This is a genomic window from Neobacillus sp. CF12, assembly GCF_030348765.1.
Lineage (GTDB): Bacteria > Bacillota > Bacilli > Bacillales > Cytobacillaceae > Neobacillus.
In genome coordinates, this window is sequence record NZ_JAUCEU010000007.1 from 4,918,746 (window position 1) to 4,937,674 (window position 18,929).

The 18,929-nt window shown below is 37.7% G+C and carries 15 protein-coding genes and 1 riboswitch; of the genes, 11 read left to right on the forward strand and 4 right to left on the reverse strand.

Annotated elements, in window-relative coordinates:
• Position 1: 1 nt before the first annotated feature.
• The 4 genes from metC to QUG14_RS23450 form a co-directional block, all read right to left on the reverse strand.
• Positions 2–1,189, reverse strand: a complete 1,188-nt coding sequence (gene metC / locus QUG14_RS23435) for a cystathionine beta-lyase (RefSeq protein WP_289342859.1) — start codon at positions 1,187–1,189, stop codon at positions 2–4.
• Complete coding sequence (locus tag QUG14_RS23440; RefSeq protein WP_289342860.1) at positions 1,189–2,304, reverse strand: methionine biosynthesis PLP-dependent protein; 1,116 nt, start codon at positions 2,302–2,304, stop codon at positions 1,189–1,191. The genes metC and QUG14_RS23440 overlap by 1 nt, the downstream gene beginning before the upstream one ends.
• Before the next feature lie 80 nt (positions 2,305–2,384).
• A riboswitch (SAM riboswitch) is annotated at positions 2,385–2,501 on the reverse strand.
• 73 nt (positions 2,502–2,574) lie between these two features.
• Positions 2,575–3,279 (reverse strand): DUF421 domain-containing protein, encoded by a 705-nt coding sequence (locus tag QUG14_RS23445; protein WP_289342861.1) that lies wholly within the window; start codon positions 3,277–3,279, stop codon positions 2,575–2,577.
• Between the two features lie 30 nt (positions 3,280–3,309).
• Positions 3,310–4,365, reverse strand: coding sequence for a lactonase family protein (locus QUG14_RS23450; protein WP_289342862.1), 1,056 nt, complete (start codon positions 4,363–4,365; stop codon positions 3,310–3,312).
• A gap of 178 nt (positions 4,366–4,543) precedes the next feature.
• Between QUG14_RS23450 and QUG14_RS23455 the strand changes: the two genes are divergently transcribed.
• The 11 genes from QUG14_RS23455 (at position 4,544) to QUG14_RS23505 (ending at position 18,913) form a co-directional block, all read left to right on the forward strand.
• Positions 4,544–4,693 carry a hypothetical protein gene (locus tag QUG14_RS23455; RefSeq protein ID WP_289342863.1) on the forward strand — a complete coding sequence of 50 codons (150 nt, stop codon included), beginning with the start codon at positions 4,544–4,546 and terminating at the stop codon, positions 4,691–4,693.
• A 345-nt stretch (positions 4,694–5,038) separates the two neighbouring features.
• On the forward strand, positions 5,039–7,489 hold the full coding sequence (locus QUG14_RS23460; protein WP_289342864.1) for an alpha-mannosidase: 2,451 nt from the start codon (positions 5,039–5,041) through the stop codon (positions 7,487–7,489).
• Between the two features lie 76 nt (positions 7,490–7,565).
• Positions 7,566–8,888, forward strand: coding sequence for an amylo-alpha-1,6-glucosidase (locus tag QUG14_RS23465; RefSeq protein ID WP_289342865.1), 1,323 nt, complete (start codon positions 7,566–7,568; stop codon positions 8,886–8,888).
• A 445-nt stretch (positions 8,889–9,333) separates the two neighbouring features.
• On the forward strand, positions 9,334–10,356 hold the full coding sequence (locus QUG14_RS23470) for a LacI family DNA-binding transcriptional regulator (RefSeq protein ID WP_289342866.1): 1,023 nt from the start codon (positions 9,334–9,336) through the stop codon (positions 10,354–10,356).
• A 51-nt stretch (positions 10,357–10,407) separates the two neighbouring features.
• Positions 10,408–11,340 carry a carbohydrate ABC transporter permease gene (locus QUG14_RS23475; protein ID WP_289342867.1) on the forward strand — a complete coding sequence of 311 codons (933 nt, stop codon included), beginning with the start codon at positions 10,408–10,410 and terminating at the stop codon, positions 11,338–11,340.
• A gap of 59 nt (positions 11,341–11,399) precedes the next feature.
• Complete coding sequence (locus QUG14_RS23480; RefSeq protein ID WP_289342868.1) at positions 11,400–12,293, forward strand: carbohydrate ABC transporter permease; 894 nt, start codon at positions 11,400–11,402, stop codon at positions 12,291–12,293.
• Positions 12,294–12,496: 203 nt separating this feature from the next.
• Positions 12,497–13,780 carry an ABC transporter substrate-binding protein gene (locus tag QUG14_RS23485; RefSeq protein WP_289342869.1) on the forward strand — a complete coding sequence of 428 codons (1,284 nt, stop codon included), beginning with the start codon at positions 12,497–12,499 and terminating at the stop codon, positions 13,778–13,780.
• Positions 13,781–13,926: 146 nt separating this feature from the next.
• Positions 13,927–15,183, forward strand: coding sequence for an amidohydrolase family protein (locus QUG14_RS23490; RefSeq protein ID WP_289342870.1), 1,257 nt, complete (start codon positions 13,927–13,929; stop codon positions 15,181–15,183).
• A 5-nt stretch (positions 15,184–15,188) separates the two neighbouring features.
• On the forward strand, positions 15,189–17,210 hold the full coding sequence (locus QUG14_RS23495) for a YyaL domain-containing protein (RefSeq protein ID WP_289342871.1): 2,022 nt from the start codon (positions 15,189–15,191) through the stop codon (positions 17,208–17,210).
• 106 nt (positions 17,211–17,316) lie between these two features.
• On the forward strand, positions 17,317–17,976 hold the full coding sequence (locus tag QUG14_RS23500) for an aspartate/glutamate racemase family protein (protein WP_289342872.1): 660 nt from the start codon (positions 17,317–17,319) through the stop codon (positions 17,974–17,976).
• A 19-nt stretch (positions 17,977–17,995) separates the two neighbouring features.
• Positions 17,996–18,913, forward strand: a complete 918-nt coding sequence (locus QUG14_RS23505; RefSeq protein ID WP_289342873.1) for a class II fructose-bisphosphate aldolase — start codon at positions 17,996–17,998, stop codon at positions 18,911–18,913.
• Positions 18,914–18,929 lie beyond the last annotated feature (16 nt).

Genomic DNA, 18,929 nt, shown 5'->3' on the forward strand with positions numbered 1-18,929 from the left:
ATCATTCTCCTTGCTGCAAGACCAATAGTTTTTCTTTCACTTGATGTAACGCCTGAGAGAAATCTTTAATAAGATCGTCTGGATTCTCTAGACCAACGGACAAGCGAATGAGGCTATTTTTAATTCCTCGTTTTTCCCTTTCAGCTTGTGGCATTGCTGCATGAGACATTTTTGCAGGATAGGATAGAATGGACTCAACCGCACCTAGACTAACCGCAAAAACAGGTATTTTAACATGGGCAAGAAAAACTTGAAGTGCTTGTTCATCCATGAAATCAAAGGATAAAACCGCCCCGGGTCCGCCTGCCTGACTTTTCTGCAGCTCATACTGTGGATGGTCACTAAGTCCAGGGTAATAAACCTTTTCAATCAACGGATGAGCATCTAAGAATTCTGCAAGTTTGATAGCTGATTTTTGTGATTGTTCTAGTCGGACATGAAGGGTTTTAATTCCCCTAAGGACAAGCCATGCATCTTGTACTCCAAGTACAGCACCAAAGGAATTTTGTAAAGAATACAGCCTCTTACCTAAATCTTCATCCTTTACAACCGCAAGGCCAGCAACTACATCACTATGTCCTGATAAAAACTTCGTTGCACTGTGAAGAACCACATCTGCTCCAAGTTCCAACGGTCTTTGGTATTCGGGAGTTAAAAAAGTATTGTCAACATACGTAATGGCGTTTATTTCTTTTGCCAAAGAAGTAATGGCTTTGATATCTGTTACCTTTAATGTCGGGTTAGAAGGTGTTTCAACATAAAATGCTTTCGTGTTAGGCTTGATTGCTTTATTAACTGAATCAAAGTCTGTCATATCGACAAATGTATGTTCAATTCCAAAACGGGACAGTACCTCCGTGACCATTCGATATGTACCGCCATACACATCCTCGGTAATGACGATATGATCTCCCGAAGAAAGAAGGAGGAAGGCAGTGGAAATTGCAGCCATTCCCGACGAGAATGCAAAGCCTCTTATACCGCCTTCTAATTCAGCGATTACGTCCTCAAGCGCCTCTCTTGTTGGATTTGCACTTCTAGCATAATCGTATTTTCCAAAGTTTTCGATATCAAATTGATGGAAGGTTGATGCATGTTGGATTGGTACACTTACTGCGCCGGTAGTTGGATCGATTTTATGCTGGTTATGAAGGAGCTTTGTTTCAAAACTATAATCTTCTGAACTCATTATCTAATCACTCCTTCTTTTAATTTGGCTAATGCCTGTTCAAGATCCTCAATGATATCAGATGGATCTTCGAGACCTACAGAAAACCTCAATAGCCGATTACAAACACCTGACTGAATTCGTATTTCTTCTGGAATATCAGCATGGGTTTGTGTTGCTGGATAGGTAATAAAGCTTTCGGTCCCGCCAAGGCTTTCGGCAAAGGTGATAAGTGAAAGTTCTTGCAAGAATGGATTTACCCAGGTTTCATCCTGTAAACGGAAAGAAACCATTCCACCTTTTCCAGGGTAAAGGACATCTGTTACACCTGCATGCTTAGAAAGGTATTCTACAATAGCCTTTGCATTGCTTTCATGTCTTTGCATCCGAAGCGATAATGTTTTCATCCCGCGCATGACCAGCCAAGAATCAAACGGACTTAAGACACCACCTGCTCCGTTATGATGAAAAGCCAGTGCCTCACATATTTCTTTACCCTTTCCAACAATAAGCCCGGCAAGGACATCATTATGGCCGCCTAAGTATTTCGTCGCACTATGAATCACAATATCCGCACCAAGCAGGATTGGCTGCTGAAGAAGCGGTGTATAGAATGTATTATCAACAATCAGGATAATCCCGTGCTTTTTCGCAAGTTTTGCAACAGCAGCAATGTCTGACTGCTGCATAAGCGGGTTAGTTGGAGTTTCTAGGAAAATCGCCTTGGTATTAGGGGTAATCCGACACTCAATCTCTTCCGGGCTGCAAGTATTTACATATTGAGTCTGAAGTCCCCATTTTTTAAACCCTTTTTCTAGTAATCGATAGGTACCTCCGTATAAATCCTCACTCACAATCCATTCGTCTCCAGATTGGAAAAGAGAAAGGATAGTGAAAATAGCAGCCATACCCGAACTACAGGCAAATCCTTGATCGCCACCTTCTAAATCTGCAATTGCCTTTTCAAGAAGCTGACGTGTTGGATTGCCTGTCCGTGAGTAATCATATCCCGTTGATTGGCCAATACCCTCGTGACGATAAGCTGTCGAAAAATAAACAGGAGGATTAACGGTGCCTGTCACCTTATCACTTCTATTTCCGATTTGTGCTAACTTCGTATCAATTTTATAAACCATTACCTTATCCTCCTTTATAAAAACAAAAAAAGTCTTCTATAAGAAGAAGACTTTTGGATGCACATTCGCATAGGTCATTCTTCTTATCTCACAAGTTACCGAATAACTTGATGGACTTAGCACCTTTTCAATGAAAAATATCATTGAAGGTTGCTGAGACTTCATAGGGCCATTCCCTCAGCCTCTCTTGATAAGAAAGTATAATATTTAGACTTTTTATAAAATTTACTACACTAAAGCAGAAGTGTCAATTACTATTTTCAGAAAAAACTATTTATACAAAAATACTTTTAAATTGCTTTTACGATCGATTGTTGCTAGTAATACATTTCTAACATCTGTCTGATGCTGATTTTTAAGTGCTGCAATTAGCCAGTCTTCTGGCTTATTGATTTGCAATAATTCCTGAAAATTAATCTTGCCTTCCTTAACAATTGTAATTGGAAGATCAAATGGTTCGGTTGCTAAGTTATAAGTGGATGGGGTTATTGGTTCGTATTTTGGGTCTAAAAAAACAGACACTTTTCCGTCAGCTTCCCACAATGCTAATGCGACTTTTTTTACATCTTCTACTTTTTCTTCCCGTAATTCTTCTAATAAAATATCGATTGATATTCTTGCTTTCTTCAACCCTTTAACAAGAATTTCTCCGTCTTTTACAAGTGTAATGGGTGGAGGATTAATTAATTTTCTAATCCCTGGCCATTTTAACATCGTATACACACTGCCAATATAAAGCAACACTAATACCGCTGTAGTCGTCATTGACCCTTTTAGTCCAAGATGTTCATCTGACAATGGATGGGCAATGATGTTTCCAATTATCAGAGCAATAGCAAAGTCAATCAATCTTAGCTGTGCAATGGAACGCTGGCCCATTGCTTTTGCCACAACTAGCAAAAAGAAATAGGCAATGATTGCCCGTAATATCCACTCCATTGTTGTTAAGGATTCCTGACTATGAAAAAAATCCATCGAAGACACATCCTTTAACCGTTAAGTCAATTATCCCAAAAACTTAACACAAACCGGGTATGGTACTTTTATATCAGATTGTAAAAGAGTTAGTTTTCCAGTATCTTCATCTCTTGCGAATAACACCAAGTTGCTTGATTCTTGATTAGAAGCAACGATATATCGGCCAGTTGGGTCTATTTCAAAATCCCTCGGCCAATCTCCCTCAGTGGAAGTATGTTCCACGAAAGTAAGTCCTCCTGTTTCTTCATTGACAGAAAAGACTGCAATGCTATTATGACCACGATTTCCTGCATATACAAAACGTCCGTCCTCGGAGATCTTGATTGCACTTCCTTGGTTATTTTCTTTAAACTCTTCAGGAAGAGTAGAAATGTATTGTTTTTCTGTAAAATGACCAGTTTGCGAATCGTAGGTAAAAACAATTACCTCTGAACTAAATTCAGTCATAAGGTAAGCGGATTTTCCATTAGGGTGAAAAGCAAGGTGCCGTGGTCCGCTGCCAGCTTTTAATGGAAGAAGCTGTACTTTTGTAAGTTTTCCATCAGGATTCACTGCATAGGTAGTAAGTGTATCTGTTCCTAAATCGACAACAGCAAGATAATTTTCATCTGGTGTTAATCCAGTATAATGGACATGTGGTTTTTCCTGTCTAGGGTCAGGTCCAGACCCTTCGTGTTGAATGATAGAGGAAGCTGACTGAATCGCTCCATCTTCTTGGTTAGTTAAATAGGATTCAACTGTTCCTTTATGATAATTTCCACTAAATACATATCGTTGTTTACTATCAATACTTACATGACAAGGAGAAGCACCCTCTGAGAATTGACTATTAATTGGTATAAGTTCTCCGTTATCGCTTATTGAATACGAAGAAAGTCCACCAGATTTACCATCCTTTGCTACAGAATATAGGTATCGGTTATCTTCAGTAAGTGTTAAGTATGTTGGATTTTCTATGGCTGCAGCTAATTTAACGTCCAATATACGGTCTCGGGCAGTATCCAAAGTGAAAGTATATATGCCTTTGCTAGTACCTTTCGTGTAGGTCCCAATATAGCCAGTGAAATTTGTTTTATTAGTCATCATTTATCTCCTAATCTAAGTATAATCATTTTATTTTATCAGTTTTTCGATAAATTATTTATATTGTTCTTTCTTTATTAAGTTTTCAATTACGAACGTGGCCACACTTAATGCTCTTGAATGTATTGTTAGCGTAGAAAAAATCAATATGTATCTCGTTTTTATATAAGTACATGGTATGATTTGCAATCGTCTTCCGAATAAGTTACTCCAGCCACTGCTGCGCCATCGCTTTACGATTGCCAATTATTATTTGCTCCGGATTAAAGCTACTAATAATATTTTTAATACGGTAACCACCCCGATTCCAATTCCAACACTAGCATAAATAATATCATTAAACTTATGACCTGTGCCAAATTGTTTTTTCCCATGTGCACCTGCATTTTTCATTTTCAATGAGGACAGGAAGGTTAAATTTCTTTGTTATTTTTTTACCGCATGTTGATTCCATGTAATAGATTCCACTTTTTGTTATCTCCATAATAGTATAATATATCTTTTATCATAAACTTAGTTTATTGGATACACAAAGTTAAAGTAGAATGGTATAATGAATCAAAAAAAAGTTAGGCTATTTTTATTATGAAGGCGGTTTCAAATTCATTGGGCCTTGATCTTTTTTTTTTGCTTCCATTGAGAAGATGGAAATTGGAATTGGAGGAATTCACCTATGAAAAACATGTTTATGATTGGGAATGCACATCTCGACCCCGTATGGCTTTGGCGCTGGCAGGAAGGTTTTCAAGAAGTGAAGGCGACATTTCGTTCAGCACTCGATCGTCTAACAGAATATGAGAATTTTATTTTTACATCAAGTTCTGCTGCATATTATGAATGGATTGAAAAAAACGATTCAAAAATGTTTCAAGAAATCAAGCAAAGAATTCAAGAAGGCAGATGGATTATTTGTGGCGGCTGGTGGATTCAGCCGGATTGCAATATTCCAAGTGGTGAATCATTTGTCCGTCAAGGGCTGGTCGGCCAGAACTATTTTAAAGAAAAATTTGGGGTTACTGCAACTGTTGGCTACAATGTTGACAGCTTTGGGCATAATGGAATGCTGCCGCAAATATTAAAGAAATCCGGTATGGATTCTTATGTTTTTATGAGACCTGGTCCAGAGGAAAAAGGGCTGCCGGGCCGGTTGTTTCTATGGGAATCCAAAGATGGTTCTCGGGTAAAAGCGTTTCGCATTCCTTTTGAATATTGCACCTTTGACCATTTAGAAAATCACATTATGCATTGTAAGAATGAACTTAAGCATTCTTTCAATCATCTAATGTGCTTTTATGGTGTTGGTAATCATGGAGGCGGACCGACAAAGGAAAATATCGAGATTATTGAAAAACTAAACCAAACGATTGAAGATACTAATCTTATGTTTAGTTCACCGAATGAATTTTTTGACCATGTAGAGAGTTTTAAGGATACTCTTCCGGTTGTCCATGATGATCTTCACCATCATGCGATTGGTTGTTATTCAGTTCATTCGGAAGTGAAAAAGCTAAATCGCTATTCTGAAAATCTAGCTTTAATGGCTGAGAAGTTTTCCGCGGTAGCCAACTGGACGACAGGCCAACCGTATCCAGAAGACATGAATCAGGCTTGGAAGGGAATCTTATTTAACCAGTTCCACGATATTTTAGCGGGGACAAGCATTGCCGAAGCCTATGATGATGCCAGAGATTTATTTGGCGAGTCGATCAGTATTGCATCAAGAAATATGAATTACGCCCTCCAATCGTTAAGTTGGAATATTGATATCGAAGAAGAAAAAGACATGAAACCTATGGTCATCTTTAATCCTCATTCATGGCCGGTAAAGGTAAATGTTGAAATTGAGTATGGGCTTTTTGTGAATTATTTATTGCCAGAAGATTTCATTATTGAAAATGTTCATGGAAATGAAGTGCCTTACCAAATCATTGATTCTGTCGCGAAAGTACCGAATCGAAAAAGAGTTGCTTTTTTGGCTGAGCTGCCACCATTAGGATATAGCACGTTTAAACTTCGTGCGGATAAGCCGACAAAAGAGTTTGAATCTGTAAAAGTAACCGATCACGAAATGGAAAACGACCGTTTCAAGCTTGTAATTGATAAAGAAACTGGTGGAATCAGCAGTTTATTTGACAAAGAGAAGGAAATCGAAGTGTTCAGAAGTGATGCAGCTATCCCTTATGTCATGAATGATTCTTCCGATTCATGGGGACATGGGAAACTTCGCTTTGATGAAATCGCCGGAGTCTTCAAGCCAATTCGGATTAAAAAGCTGGAAGAAGGTCCGGTAAAAGGGGTTATTCGGGTCACTTCTAAGTTTCAATCATCCACTATTGTCCAGGACTTTATAATGTACAAACAGTTGAATAAGATTGAAGTGAAAGTTAAAGTAAATTGGCAAGAAAGTTACCAAACGTTAAAACTCAAGTTTCCAGTAAGCTTTAATCAACGGCATGCAACTTCTGAGATTCCATTTGGTCATGCTTCACGCGAGGCAAACGGAGATGAAAAGCCAATGCATAATTGGATTGATGTAACAGGCACGATTAGCAAACAAAGGAAAGATATATATGGTTTAAGTCTTCTTAATGATGGTAAATATGGTGTTGATGTAAGTGGGAATAGTATTAATTTAACAGTTTTAAGAAGTCCAATTTATGCCCATCATACTCCATTCGTTCCAGATCCAGACGAGGATTATCCAATCATTGATCAAGGGATTCAAACTTTTACCTATCAATTGCTGCCGCATGAAAATAGCTGGCAAGAAGCAGGAACGGTAAAGCATGCATTAGAACTGAATCAAAAGCCGCAGCTCATTGTGGAAACCTATCATAAAGGTCCACTGCAGCAGGAAGATTCATTTATTGGGATTGACCAGCACAATATTATTCTTTCTGCTTTAAAAAAGGCTGAGAATCATGATGATTTGATCATTCGACTTTATGAAGCGCATAACCAAGAAACAGTTGTGAATGTGGATTTGAAGAATTGGGGCAGAAAGATTGAACTGCATTTTGGACCATCTGAAATTAAAACGTTATCCATCCCAAAAAATCCTGAGGAGCCAATCAAAGAAACGAACTTAATCGAAGATCTTGAGAAATCCTTAGTGACTGTGTGAAGAATTACTCTCTGTGAGATTAATAGGTTTAAAAGCATTGGAATAGGTAACAAAAATCCAGTTGGGAGAGAAGGATATGACAGAAAGTATAGTAGAATTAGGCAGAGAAAAAGCTGAAAAAATATTACTGAAAAATGGTGGAGAGCTTGGACTACTCGGCTCAAGTACCGCCTATCAACAGGTTTGGGCAAGGGATAGTATGATTTGTGGACTAGGTCTTCTTGTCTGTCAGGATGATATTGGCCCAAGCATTCATCGCCGTTCATTGGAAACCTTGGGGCAATTTCAAAGTGAACTGGGAAAGATCCCCCATAATGTTGGTTTTCCGAATGTAGCAGATCCTGCGTTAATCGCCCATGGCGGGAAGCTCGATGATGAGGGTATAAAAGGACAAGCTGTTGAAGATTCGATTCATGCAGGCTGTGTGGATGGCAACCTTTGGTATATCATTGGCCATTACTCATACTATATGGAAACGAAGGACAAGGAATTTTTACAAAAATGGTGGGGAAATATAGAAAAAGCATTGCTTTGGCTGCGCTACCAAGATTCAAATGAGTGCGGCTTACTAGAAGTTCATGAAGCAATGGATTGGGCGGATTTATTTGCTAACCGCTATAATGTCCTTTTCGATAATGTGTTATATGCTTCAGCCTGGAAGTGTATGGGGCATATGGCAGATGCATTAAACCTTCCTTCGAGTTATTATTATGAAAACGCAAAAGATGTAAAAAAGAAGATAAATATTCTATTGTGGATTACACCTGAAAATCAGGAAAAAATGGACTGGGTTAAAAAGGAACGAAAAGAATGGATTTACCCCATTAAGCGGGTGGAAACAGAACTTGTGGAAAGACCATTTTATCTTCCCTATATGGGATTTCGTGACTATGCAGACCGGTTTGATACGCTTGGCAATTTATTAGCAATTCTTTTTGGGATTGCGGATGAAGAAAAGGCTAATAAAATCCTCGATTATATCCAGGGTTGTGGAATTAATGAACCGTTTCCTGTTCAAGCCTTATACCCTGCTATTCGCGAAGGTGAAAAAGATTGGCGCGATTATTATCGTGTTCGAAATCTTAATTTGCCGCACCACTATCATAATGGCGGATCTTGGCCGTTTATTGGCGGTTTCTATGTGGCAGCACTTATTCAAGCCAAAAGGTTTGATGAGGCAGAGTATCAATTAGAGAAACTAGCTAGTATGAATAAAATGGGTAAGAAAACAGAATGGGAATTTAACGAATGGTTTCATGGCCAGTCGGGACGTCCGATGGGATTTGCAGGACAATCGTGGTCAGCCGCGATGTATTTGTTTGCGGAGAATGCAGTGAAAAACAAAAAGGTTAATATTTTTAATGATGAGGATGAATGGTTACAGTTTTCTGATAAATAATGAGTATGTAGAAGAGGGACTAGGAACATGGTACACTACAAAGTCGAAACTTGTTGCAAATAATTTAAAAGAAAGTCGAATAATTGTTTGACAAAGTAATCGATACGTCCTAAAATTTAAATAGACAAATAATTCTTACACTAAATTGGGAACGTTCCTATATAACCCAGCAGGATACCTGCAAGATCCTGCTGGGTTACCTTATAAACGATATCATTACGGTCGTAAAAAATTTTTCTGTTAATTGAAAACGGTTTCTAATTCTTAAATAGTAGTAATTCTACTCTTTCATTTTGTGTGTTTTTCTAAAAAGTAAGTGTCTTTCTTAGGAATTTAGGAGTGTAGTTGAGCAACAGAGTTTTACGATCGAGATGAATGAGTTTCGATGATTTTGGGAACGTTCCTATTAAAGGAAAATCTTAAACTAAAGGATAGGAGGGCAATAATGAATCCTACAATCAAAGATGTGGCTAAACATGCCAATACATCCAAAAGCACTGTCTCTCGTTATTTGAATGGTCTGCCAGTTAAAAAGGAAACAGAAGAGGCATTAAAAAAGGCGATCAAAGAATTAAACTATCACCGTAATGAAAATGCGAGAAGATTAGTTAGAAGTAAAACTCAAACCATTGGTATCGTGGTTGATAGTATTACAAACATCTTTTATCCATCCATATTTAGAGGGATTGAAGAGGTAGCGAAGGAAAAAGGATTTAATTGTGTGTTCTACAGTATGACCTCAAATAAATATAAGGAGTCATACTTTCAAAACTTATTTTTCGAAGGCCATGTTGATGGAATCATTATGATTAGCTTCAGTAAAAGGGATAAACAAGAATTAATTGAAATAGCAGAAGCTGGTTTCCCAGTTGTTGTTTTTGGAGATTCCGCTGGTGTGCCGAATGTCATTTCGGTAGACGTTGATAATTATTACGGCATAGCAGAACTTGTTCGTTACCTTCATCGTATTGGCCACGAAAAAATAGCCTATATTTCAGGACCAGAGGATTCTGCGGCAACAAAATGTCGCTTATCAGGTTATCTTGAAACAATTGGACAACTAGGATTAGAAGTCAATCCGAACTGGATTGTTACTACTGATTGGTCGAATGAGGGTGGTTACCGTGCCATGAATCAGTTACTAGCTGATGGAGATTTCACTGCGGTTGTGGCTTCCAATGATGAAACAGCAATTGGGGCATTAAGAGCGTTTCAAGAGCGAGGATATCATGTTCCTACTAATTTTTCGATTACGGGTTTTGATGACATCACTTTGGCAAGCTGGGTATATCCATCATTAACGACGGTAAAACAGCCATTTATGCAAATGGGCATGAAAGCCGCAACGGAATTATTTAATAGAATGGAAACGGGAGAAGAGTACCAAGCAAAACGACATCTTTTAAAACCTGAATTAATTATTCGTGACTCATGCAGGAAGATTTCCGAAAAGATTTCTACTTTATAATAAGTCAGTTTTTAAATTAATAGACTTTATCCAAATGACAGCAAATATTTAATGAAAACTAGAAAAGGTGGACAAAAAAGTTTAAAAGGCTGTGAAAACATGAAAACTTCTTCTATTAATAAATCAAAATATGGATTCTATTTTGTGCTTCCATACTTCATTGCATTTCTTATTTTTGGTTTAGTGCCTATTATTTTCTCACTCTATTTAAGCTTCACAAAGTGGGATGGGTTTTCAGACCCTGTGTTTGTTGGGTTAGATAATTATTCTCGATTACTCCAAGATACATTCTTTTTTAAGGCAATCGGAAACACATTAATCATCTGGATTTTATCAATTGTTCCGCAATTGATCCTTGCTTTAGCGTTAGCCATGATCCTGAACGAAAAATTTGTTAAAGGAAAGCATTTCTTTCGAGCGGTGTTCTATTTTCCTAATATTGTAACACCTGTCACACTAGGGGTTTTGTTCAGCTTAATGTTTGATTGGCAGACAGGAAGTGTTAATAAATTTTTAATGGGGATTGGGCTTATTGATGACCCAGTAAACTGGTTTAATAGTCCTTGGCTTTCAAGGTTTATTGTTGCAGGAGTGATTATGTGGCAATACTTTGGATTCAATATGCTAGTATTTATCGCTGGTCTTCAATCGATTCAAGAAGAATTGTATGAGGCTGCTAGAGTAGATGGAGCTTCAAAATGGGATATTGCGACAAAAATAACATTGCCTTTATTAAGACCGGTACTATTATTTACATTTATTACATCCGTTATCGGTGGTCTTCAATTGTTTGATGCGCCGTTGATGCTTGGAAATGGACCGGATAACTCGACACTGACGATGGTGATGTACTTATTCCAAACCGCTTTCCAACGATTTGATTATAGTTATGGAGCAGCCATTGCATATGCAATCTTTATCATCATCTTGTTCTTCTCATTAATTACAATGAAGTTTTCAAAAATGAACAAAGTTGAACAGTAAAACATCTTTTTACTTTAGAAAAGTAGGAGACTTTCAGCTTGGAATGAAAGGGGATCCTTATGAAAGCAAATGATAGTATTGTAGAAAAAAATATTTCCTTTAGCAAAAAGAAAACAAAAAAAGAGTTTAATACAAAAATATTTTTTGGTAAATTTGCAGTTTATTTCTTGCTGATTGCTGTTGCCTTCACCTGTCTGCTGCCTTTTTACAGTATGATGGTCACTTCTTCTCATGCGAATTCAGATATAGCTAGGAAACTGCTGCTCGTTCCTGGCGGTGAGTTTATCGAAAACTATAAACGTTTAATTGATACCGTGCCAATTTGGAGAGGTTTTGTAAATACCGTGTTTATTACAGTTACTTCAACTGTATTAAACCTATATTTCTCGGCACTAGCAGGTTATGGTTTTTCAAAATATAACTTCAAATATAAAAATCTTCTCTTCCTTGCTGTGTTAGGGACGATGATGATTCCAGGGCAGTTAGGTATTATTGGTTTTTTCAAGTTGATGGATAGCTTCCAAATGTTAAACACCTATTGGCCGCTCATTCTTCCATCCATTTCGAATGCGTTTGGAATCTTCTTTATGAAACAAATGTGTGATTCTAGTATCCCAACAGAAATTCTAGAATCAGGAAGAATCGATGGCTGCGGTGAGTTAAAAATTTTCCACCGTTTAGTATTGCCATTGCTAATGCCATCGCTCGCAACATTGGGAATCTTTTCGTTTATTGGAAAGTGGAATGACTTCTTAACACCAATGATTGTTCTGTTCGATAATGAACTGCAGCCGCTGCCGGTCATGATTGCAATGGTAAAATCACAGTTCTCAACAGATTTTGGAGCCATGTATGTGGGAATTGTTATATCAGTTATTCCAATTTTAATCTTCTTCTCTATTGTGTCTAAGAAAATAATCAGCGGAGTAACAGCAGGAGCATTAAAAGGATAATCCTTCTTAAAATTGATGGGGGTGATGTGGAAAATACATAAATAAAAAACTTCAGTGAAAGGATGATAACATCTATCACTGAAGAATACAGAACTTATCAAACTCGTTTAAGTGTGAAAGAATTGACGGTCTTAGGCACTAAAAGAGAACGATAAGAAAAACAATAGACGTTAATTATACCAAAAAAGGGGCTGTACATCTATATGAAAAAGTGGCTTTCTATCCTATTAGCTTCTGTTCTTGTTCTAACATTATTTGCTGGATGTTCTAACAGTGAAAATACAAATGCTTCTGATGATAAAAAAGGTGATAGCAATAAAGTTGAAGGTAAATTAACAATCTGGACATTCTTTGGGCAAGTTGAAGATATGGCCAAAGAATTTGAGAAAAAGTATCCAGATGCAGAGGTTGAAGTGAAAATCTTCCCTGGCGATCAATATCAAACAAAGCTACTGAATGTGCTTCAGTCAGGAAAAGGTGTACCCGATATTTTTGACTTAGAAAAAGCCTATATTGACAAGTTTATTAATTCTAAGTATGCAGCGAACCTAACTGATATGGGTGCTGAAGATCTCGTTAAGGATTACGTTCCATATGTACAAGCATTAGGAAGAGATAGTAAGGGTGATGTACGAGCGATTTCTGATCATTCTTCACCGGGTGGATTCTGGTATATCAAAGAAAATGCTAAAAAATATTTAGGAACTGACAACCCAGATGAAATAAGTGCCATGGTAGATTCATGGGACAAAATTATTGAGTTAGGTGAAAAAGTGAATAAAGACAGCAATGGACAAGTTCATTTAATTTCTCATTATGGTGATGTTTACAACGTTGAAGGCAATTACGCCAAGCCTTGGGTGAAGGATGGAAAATTAACAATCGATGATAGCTGGAAAGAGAATTATGAAATTCAAAAAGAAATCTTTAATAATGACGTTGATGCAAAGCTTGAATTCTTCTCAGCAGGCTGGGGAAATGCCATCAATGATGGAAGTGTTGTATTAAATGCAATGCCAGCATGGGCAGGTTTCATGGTTGATAACAAAAACGATGCAGCAAAAGATAAATTCGGTGTAGCGAAAACCCCAAAAGGTTTCTACATGGGTGGAACATACCGTTCTATCTATGAAAAGTCAGAAAATAAAGAGTTGGCTTATAAGTTTATTGAATTCATTGCAGGTGAAGAATGGCAGCAGCACAACCTAGAAGCAACTGGAAACATGCCAGGATTGTTAACTGTCTATGAAAAGAACTTAGAAACATTCAAAACTCCGATGTTTGGTGAGCAAAATATTTTAAAGCCATATTACGAAATGGTGAAAGATATTCCTGGAACTAAATCAGACAAGTATGGCGAAGAAGTGTTAAGTAAGTGGAGAAAAGTAGCAGGACAAGGAATCAAAGATAATGCTGATATTGATGAAGTGATAAAAAAATTCAAAAAAGAAGTACAGAACACATTTCCTGAACTTAAGGTTGATTAATTAGCAAGGTGTAAGAGTTAAGGATGGCTTAAAAATGAAAGGGAATCCCCTCCACTCAAAATCGTGAATTTAAAATGGATTCTGAGTGGGAATGAAAGGGGTGTATTCTTTTAAGTCATCCTTTCATCTTTGAGAGGAGCAGTACAATGAGTAGTATCCATGAAGAAATTAACAAAATTCGCATTATCGATGGCCATGAACACATTGATCCGGTGGAAATTCGAAAAAAAAATAAAGTGGATTTTTTTGGTCTTCTTCATTATTTAGAGTCCGACCTAATAACGGCTGGAATGAAACGCGGGATTTTAAGTAAGAATTCACTATTAAGTGATGAAGAGAAAGCTGAGCAATTTTTAAATTTCTATCAAAAAACAAAAAATACAACTTATGCACGTACTTTAAATACAGCAGTACAGGACTTATATGGAATGGAAGAATGGTCTGTTAATAGCATCTTAGCTTTAAATGAAAAGGTAATAGCGGCTACAAATGATGATCAATGGTATCCGAAAGTGTTAAAGGAAAAATCGGGAATTGATTTGGCTATTACACTAGCTTATACGACGAATGTTGATTTTTCACTTTTTCGTCCTGTTATGTTCTTAGATTACGCTTATAAATTGAGAACAATTAAGGATATACAGGTAATTGAAAGACATTCAGGAGTGAATGTTTATACATTCCAGAATTATCTTCATGCTGTGGACGCCTTATTAAATAAATTTGTCTCTGAAGGGATGATCGCGACAAAGCTTGGACATGCCTACTGGAGAACCCTTAAATCGACGAAACCAACATTTTATGAAGCGGAAAAATGTTTTAATCGATTGCTTTCTTCGTTTTTAGATGAGCCAATGTCGCAACAAGAAGCGATTGTTTTACAAGATTACTTGATTCATCACATTATCCAAGGATCAATAAAAAATGATTTACCGATTCAGATTCATACAGGACATCATGAAACCAGTGTTTCAGGGAATGGCAATATTATTACAAACTCAAAGGTTTCTGATTTAATTCCGCTATTACTTGCTTATCCTGAAGCAAAATTTGTTTTGTTACATTGTGGTATTCCATACCACCAAGAATATTTGAACATTGTGAAAAACTACCCGAACGTATTTGCAGATTTTACATGGGTGTATATCCTTTCGCCTACGATAGCGAAACAAATATTACATCAAATGATTGAAATGGTTCCTCAAACAAAGATTTTTGGTTTTGGAGGAGATTACAATTTTATTGAAGGAACTTATGCCCATCAGAAGCTTGCCCGTAAGATTGTAGGAGACGTTTTAGTCGAAAAAGTACAAGATCGTATGTTAACAGAAAGTGAAGCAGTCGAGTTTGCACAGCGAATTTTTAGAGACAACCTGCTTGAATTTTATAAACTAAAGGTGTGATTTCCTTGAGTACTTTTATTAACCTTCATCATAATGAAATTGAAGTGTATTCGTCAGAACGAAAGAGCAATAATGCTTTTCTAAAACTGTCATCACTACTTGAAATTTATAACAGTGAACAGACAGTAGAGGAAATCCAAATAACCGAAGCCAATCAGATTGATGACAGCTTCCACGTGTCGGGCAAAGGAGAGCTATTCTCGGTTCAATCCGAGTGGAAACCGGTCCAAGATGGCAGTCATTTTATTGAAGTCGACATAAAAGTTAGCTACAACAAGGAAGTTTCAGGGGATTTTGGATTACAGTTTAAAGCTGAATTAGTAGGAAACGGGAAGCCAACTTGGATGATCCCAGGTGCCTTTTACAAAGAAAATCGCTTTGAGCATAATGCGCGGCAATACCCAAGATATGATTACCGTGATGGCAATCATGAAGAAATGGTATCTGATCACTGGTCCTTTCGATCGGACCGTGCCTCACTCCCAGCAGTTTTTGTTTGGAATGATGAAATGTGTGGGGCTCTTTGTGTGGAGGAAATGTCTGTACTTGGGTTGACAGGCTTAGGTTTTAAAGGAAATGAATGTGAAACTTCCATTTGGGTGAATTTTCCTTACAAAGAGGAACCGGTGACATTTGTTGGGCAACCAATTCCTGAGCCAAAGGATATTTCTCTATATACCTTTAAACCAGGTGAAACGGTAACTTTGCGAGTGAAAATCTATACAGGCTCAGCTGATTTACATTCCTATGATCCTTTCGTGCGTGAAATCTATAAGCAACATCAGCAAGAGTATGCATTAAATCCGTGGATGGGACTTGAAGAAGCAGCAGAATTAACCGCACATGGCTTATATCGTTGGCATTATATGCCTGAACATAGCATTCTAGCAGAAACCGCCGCCTTCGATCGCGAGTTTAACAACAATGTAAAAGGTTTGGGAGACCGGCCCCATATGCATGTTGGCTGGGTAAGTGGAGTACCGTATGCATATGCATTACTTACATACGGGAGAAATAAAGGGATTCAACAGTATGTCGATGCTGCTATCGATGTCATGAATAATATTGCTTCTGCGATAGCTCCAAGTGGGACGTTTTGGGCATCATGGGTACTAGGAAAAGGCTGGGGAACGGGCTGGAATCCTAAAAACACTTGGCTGCAAGCAAGAACCATTTCAGAAGCGACCCTATTCTTAGTTCGTGCCCTGAGATTTGAAAAGCAGGCTGGTTTTAAGCATCCTGAGTGGGAAAAAGCGGTTCAATCCAATCTTAACTTTGCTGTCAATCATCAACGGGATGATGGCAATTTTGGATCCTACTATCACTGTGAAACAGGAGACATTGAGGAATGGGATGGAGCAGGCGGTATTTTATGGATTGCCTCCTTACTAGAAGGAAGCACTTTCTTTGAAGAGGAGACATACTGTTCCGCAGCAGAAAAGGCTGGACATTATTATGAAAGATTTGTGGTGGATGAATACATCTATGGTGCTCCAGAGGATGTACATCTGACACCAACATCCGAAGATGCTTATAATGCTGTGGTAGCCTATGTATTACTCTATGAAAATGATAAAAATGAAAAATGGTTAAAGCTTGCCAAATCGGCTGCGGATTGGTTAATGACATTCCGTTGGACGTATAATCTAGCATTTCCAGAGCATTCCTTCCTGCATCAATATGATTTCCGTTCTCGCGGTGCAGATCAAGCATCACCATCGAATCAACATTTACACAATTATGGACTGTTTTGTGTTCCAGAAATGCTGCGTTTATGGAAATATACAGATGATTCCTATTACTTGGACCGAACTCGAGATCATATCGCTTGTTTCTTGCAATTTATTGCCAGACAAGATGGTGATTTTAATGCCTATAAAGGGATGGTCACGGAGCGTTTTTATAATACAAATTGCTTTCAGCCGAAGGGAATGATGTTAACTCTATCTCATTCCTGGTGTGTTGGTTTAGTGCTGTATGCTGCTCAGGAGGCGTTAGCATTTAACAGCGATTTGCAGCTGAATTAAGTTGAAAAATCAATTAACCATCCTGGGATTCCCTGATGGTTAGTTGTGTTTATAAAGTTTGTACCTTTGCTAATGCCAAACCTAATTTTGACAGGAGGGAAAAGAGTTGAAAAAGAAACTGGCGATTATCCATACGACTCCCGTTACAGTTGAGTCGTTAAAAGAACTAGCAAATAAAATGCTAGGAGATTGTGAAATTATCAATATAGTCGATGATTCCATTTTGCCGCAATTAAGTAAAAATGAAGGAAATGTCCAAGAAATTGCCGAACGGTGGGAAAGTTATGCGAAGGTTGCACAAGGGCAAGGGGCTGATTGTATTTTGAATGCTTGTTCTTCAATAGGTGAACTTGTTTCCTTAACTCAACCCAAAATAACCATTCCAATTGTCCGTATTGATGATGCGATGGCAGAATATGCAGTAAATGCTGCTACAAAAATCGGGGTTGCCGCAACTTTGGAAACGACGCTAAAACCGACCTTAGAATTGTTAAAACAAAAAGCAGCACAGAAGCAGAAAGCTGTTGACTTTGAACCTATTCTAGTTGCATCCGCCTATCAGAAATTAATGGCGAATGATAAAGCAGGACATGATAACGACTTGTCAGCAGCGTTACGTGAATTAGCAAAAAAAGTAGATATCGTCGTACTAGCTCAAGCATCAATGGCAAGGGTTGTATCGACTTTTCCGATAGATGAGCAGCGCCAATTTGTAACGAGTCCTGAGTTAGGTATGGAAGCAGTTAAAGACACATTAAAACAATAAAATAAAAGGAATGATCATGATGAATCAAGTAAAACCAACAAATGTACTCCCATTAACCGAAGCGCTAGAAATGGCAGAAAAATTTCAGTATGCAACCGGGTCGTTTTCACCACGTTATACAGAAATGATTAAGCCAGTATTACAAGCAGGACAAAAAACTGCTTCACCACTAATTGTTCAAATCTCACAAAAAGAATTAGAACGTTATGGGATTACACCATTTGAATTTGCCGGTGAGTTTTATAAACAATTAGAAATTTTAGCGATTACAGTACCCGTTGTTTTACATTTAGATCACACGAAGGAATTACAAGTCATTAAGGATGCAATCGAAGCAGGTTTCACATCTGTTATGATCGATGCCTCAGAAAAAGCATTTGATGAAAATGTAAAGATTACAAAAGAGGTAGTAGAATATGCCCGTGCAAAAGGAGTTTCGGTAGAAGCAGAACTTGGCATGATTGGTACAACTGATTTTATTGAAACTGATAAAGATGAAGAATTATATACAGATCCAATCGAAGCGGCAGAATTTGTTAAACAAACAGGTGTCGATGCGTTAGCGGTATCATGCGGAACAGCACATGGTGTGTACATGGTTCGTGAACCAAAGGTTGATTATGACCGTTTAAGTGCGATTCGTGAGTTAACACCTGTACATTTAGTCCTTCATGGCGGCTCCGGTGTACCAAGTGAAATGGTTCAAAAAGCGTTTCAACTTCCAAACGGAGGAGTAAGTAAAGTAAATATTGCTACTGACCTAGAGCTTTCTTTGTTAAAAGCAATCGGCAGAGAAGAAAGAATGACCAATGCTGAATGTAAGCTATTATCATTAGATGAACTGCAGGCAGGTCAAGATGCAGTCGAAGAAACAGTATCAGAAAAAATCACTCAATTTTTATTAAGTGATAACAAAGCAAGTCATTTCAACCAATAACATAAAGAATCAACAG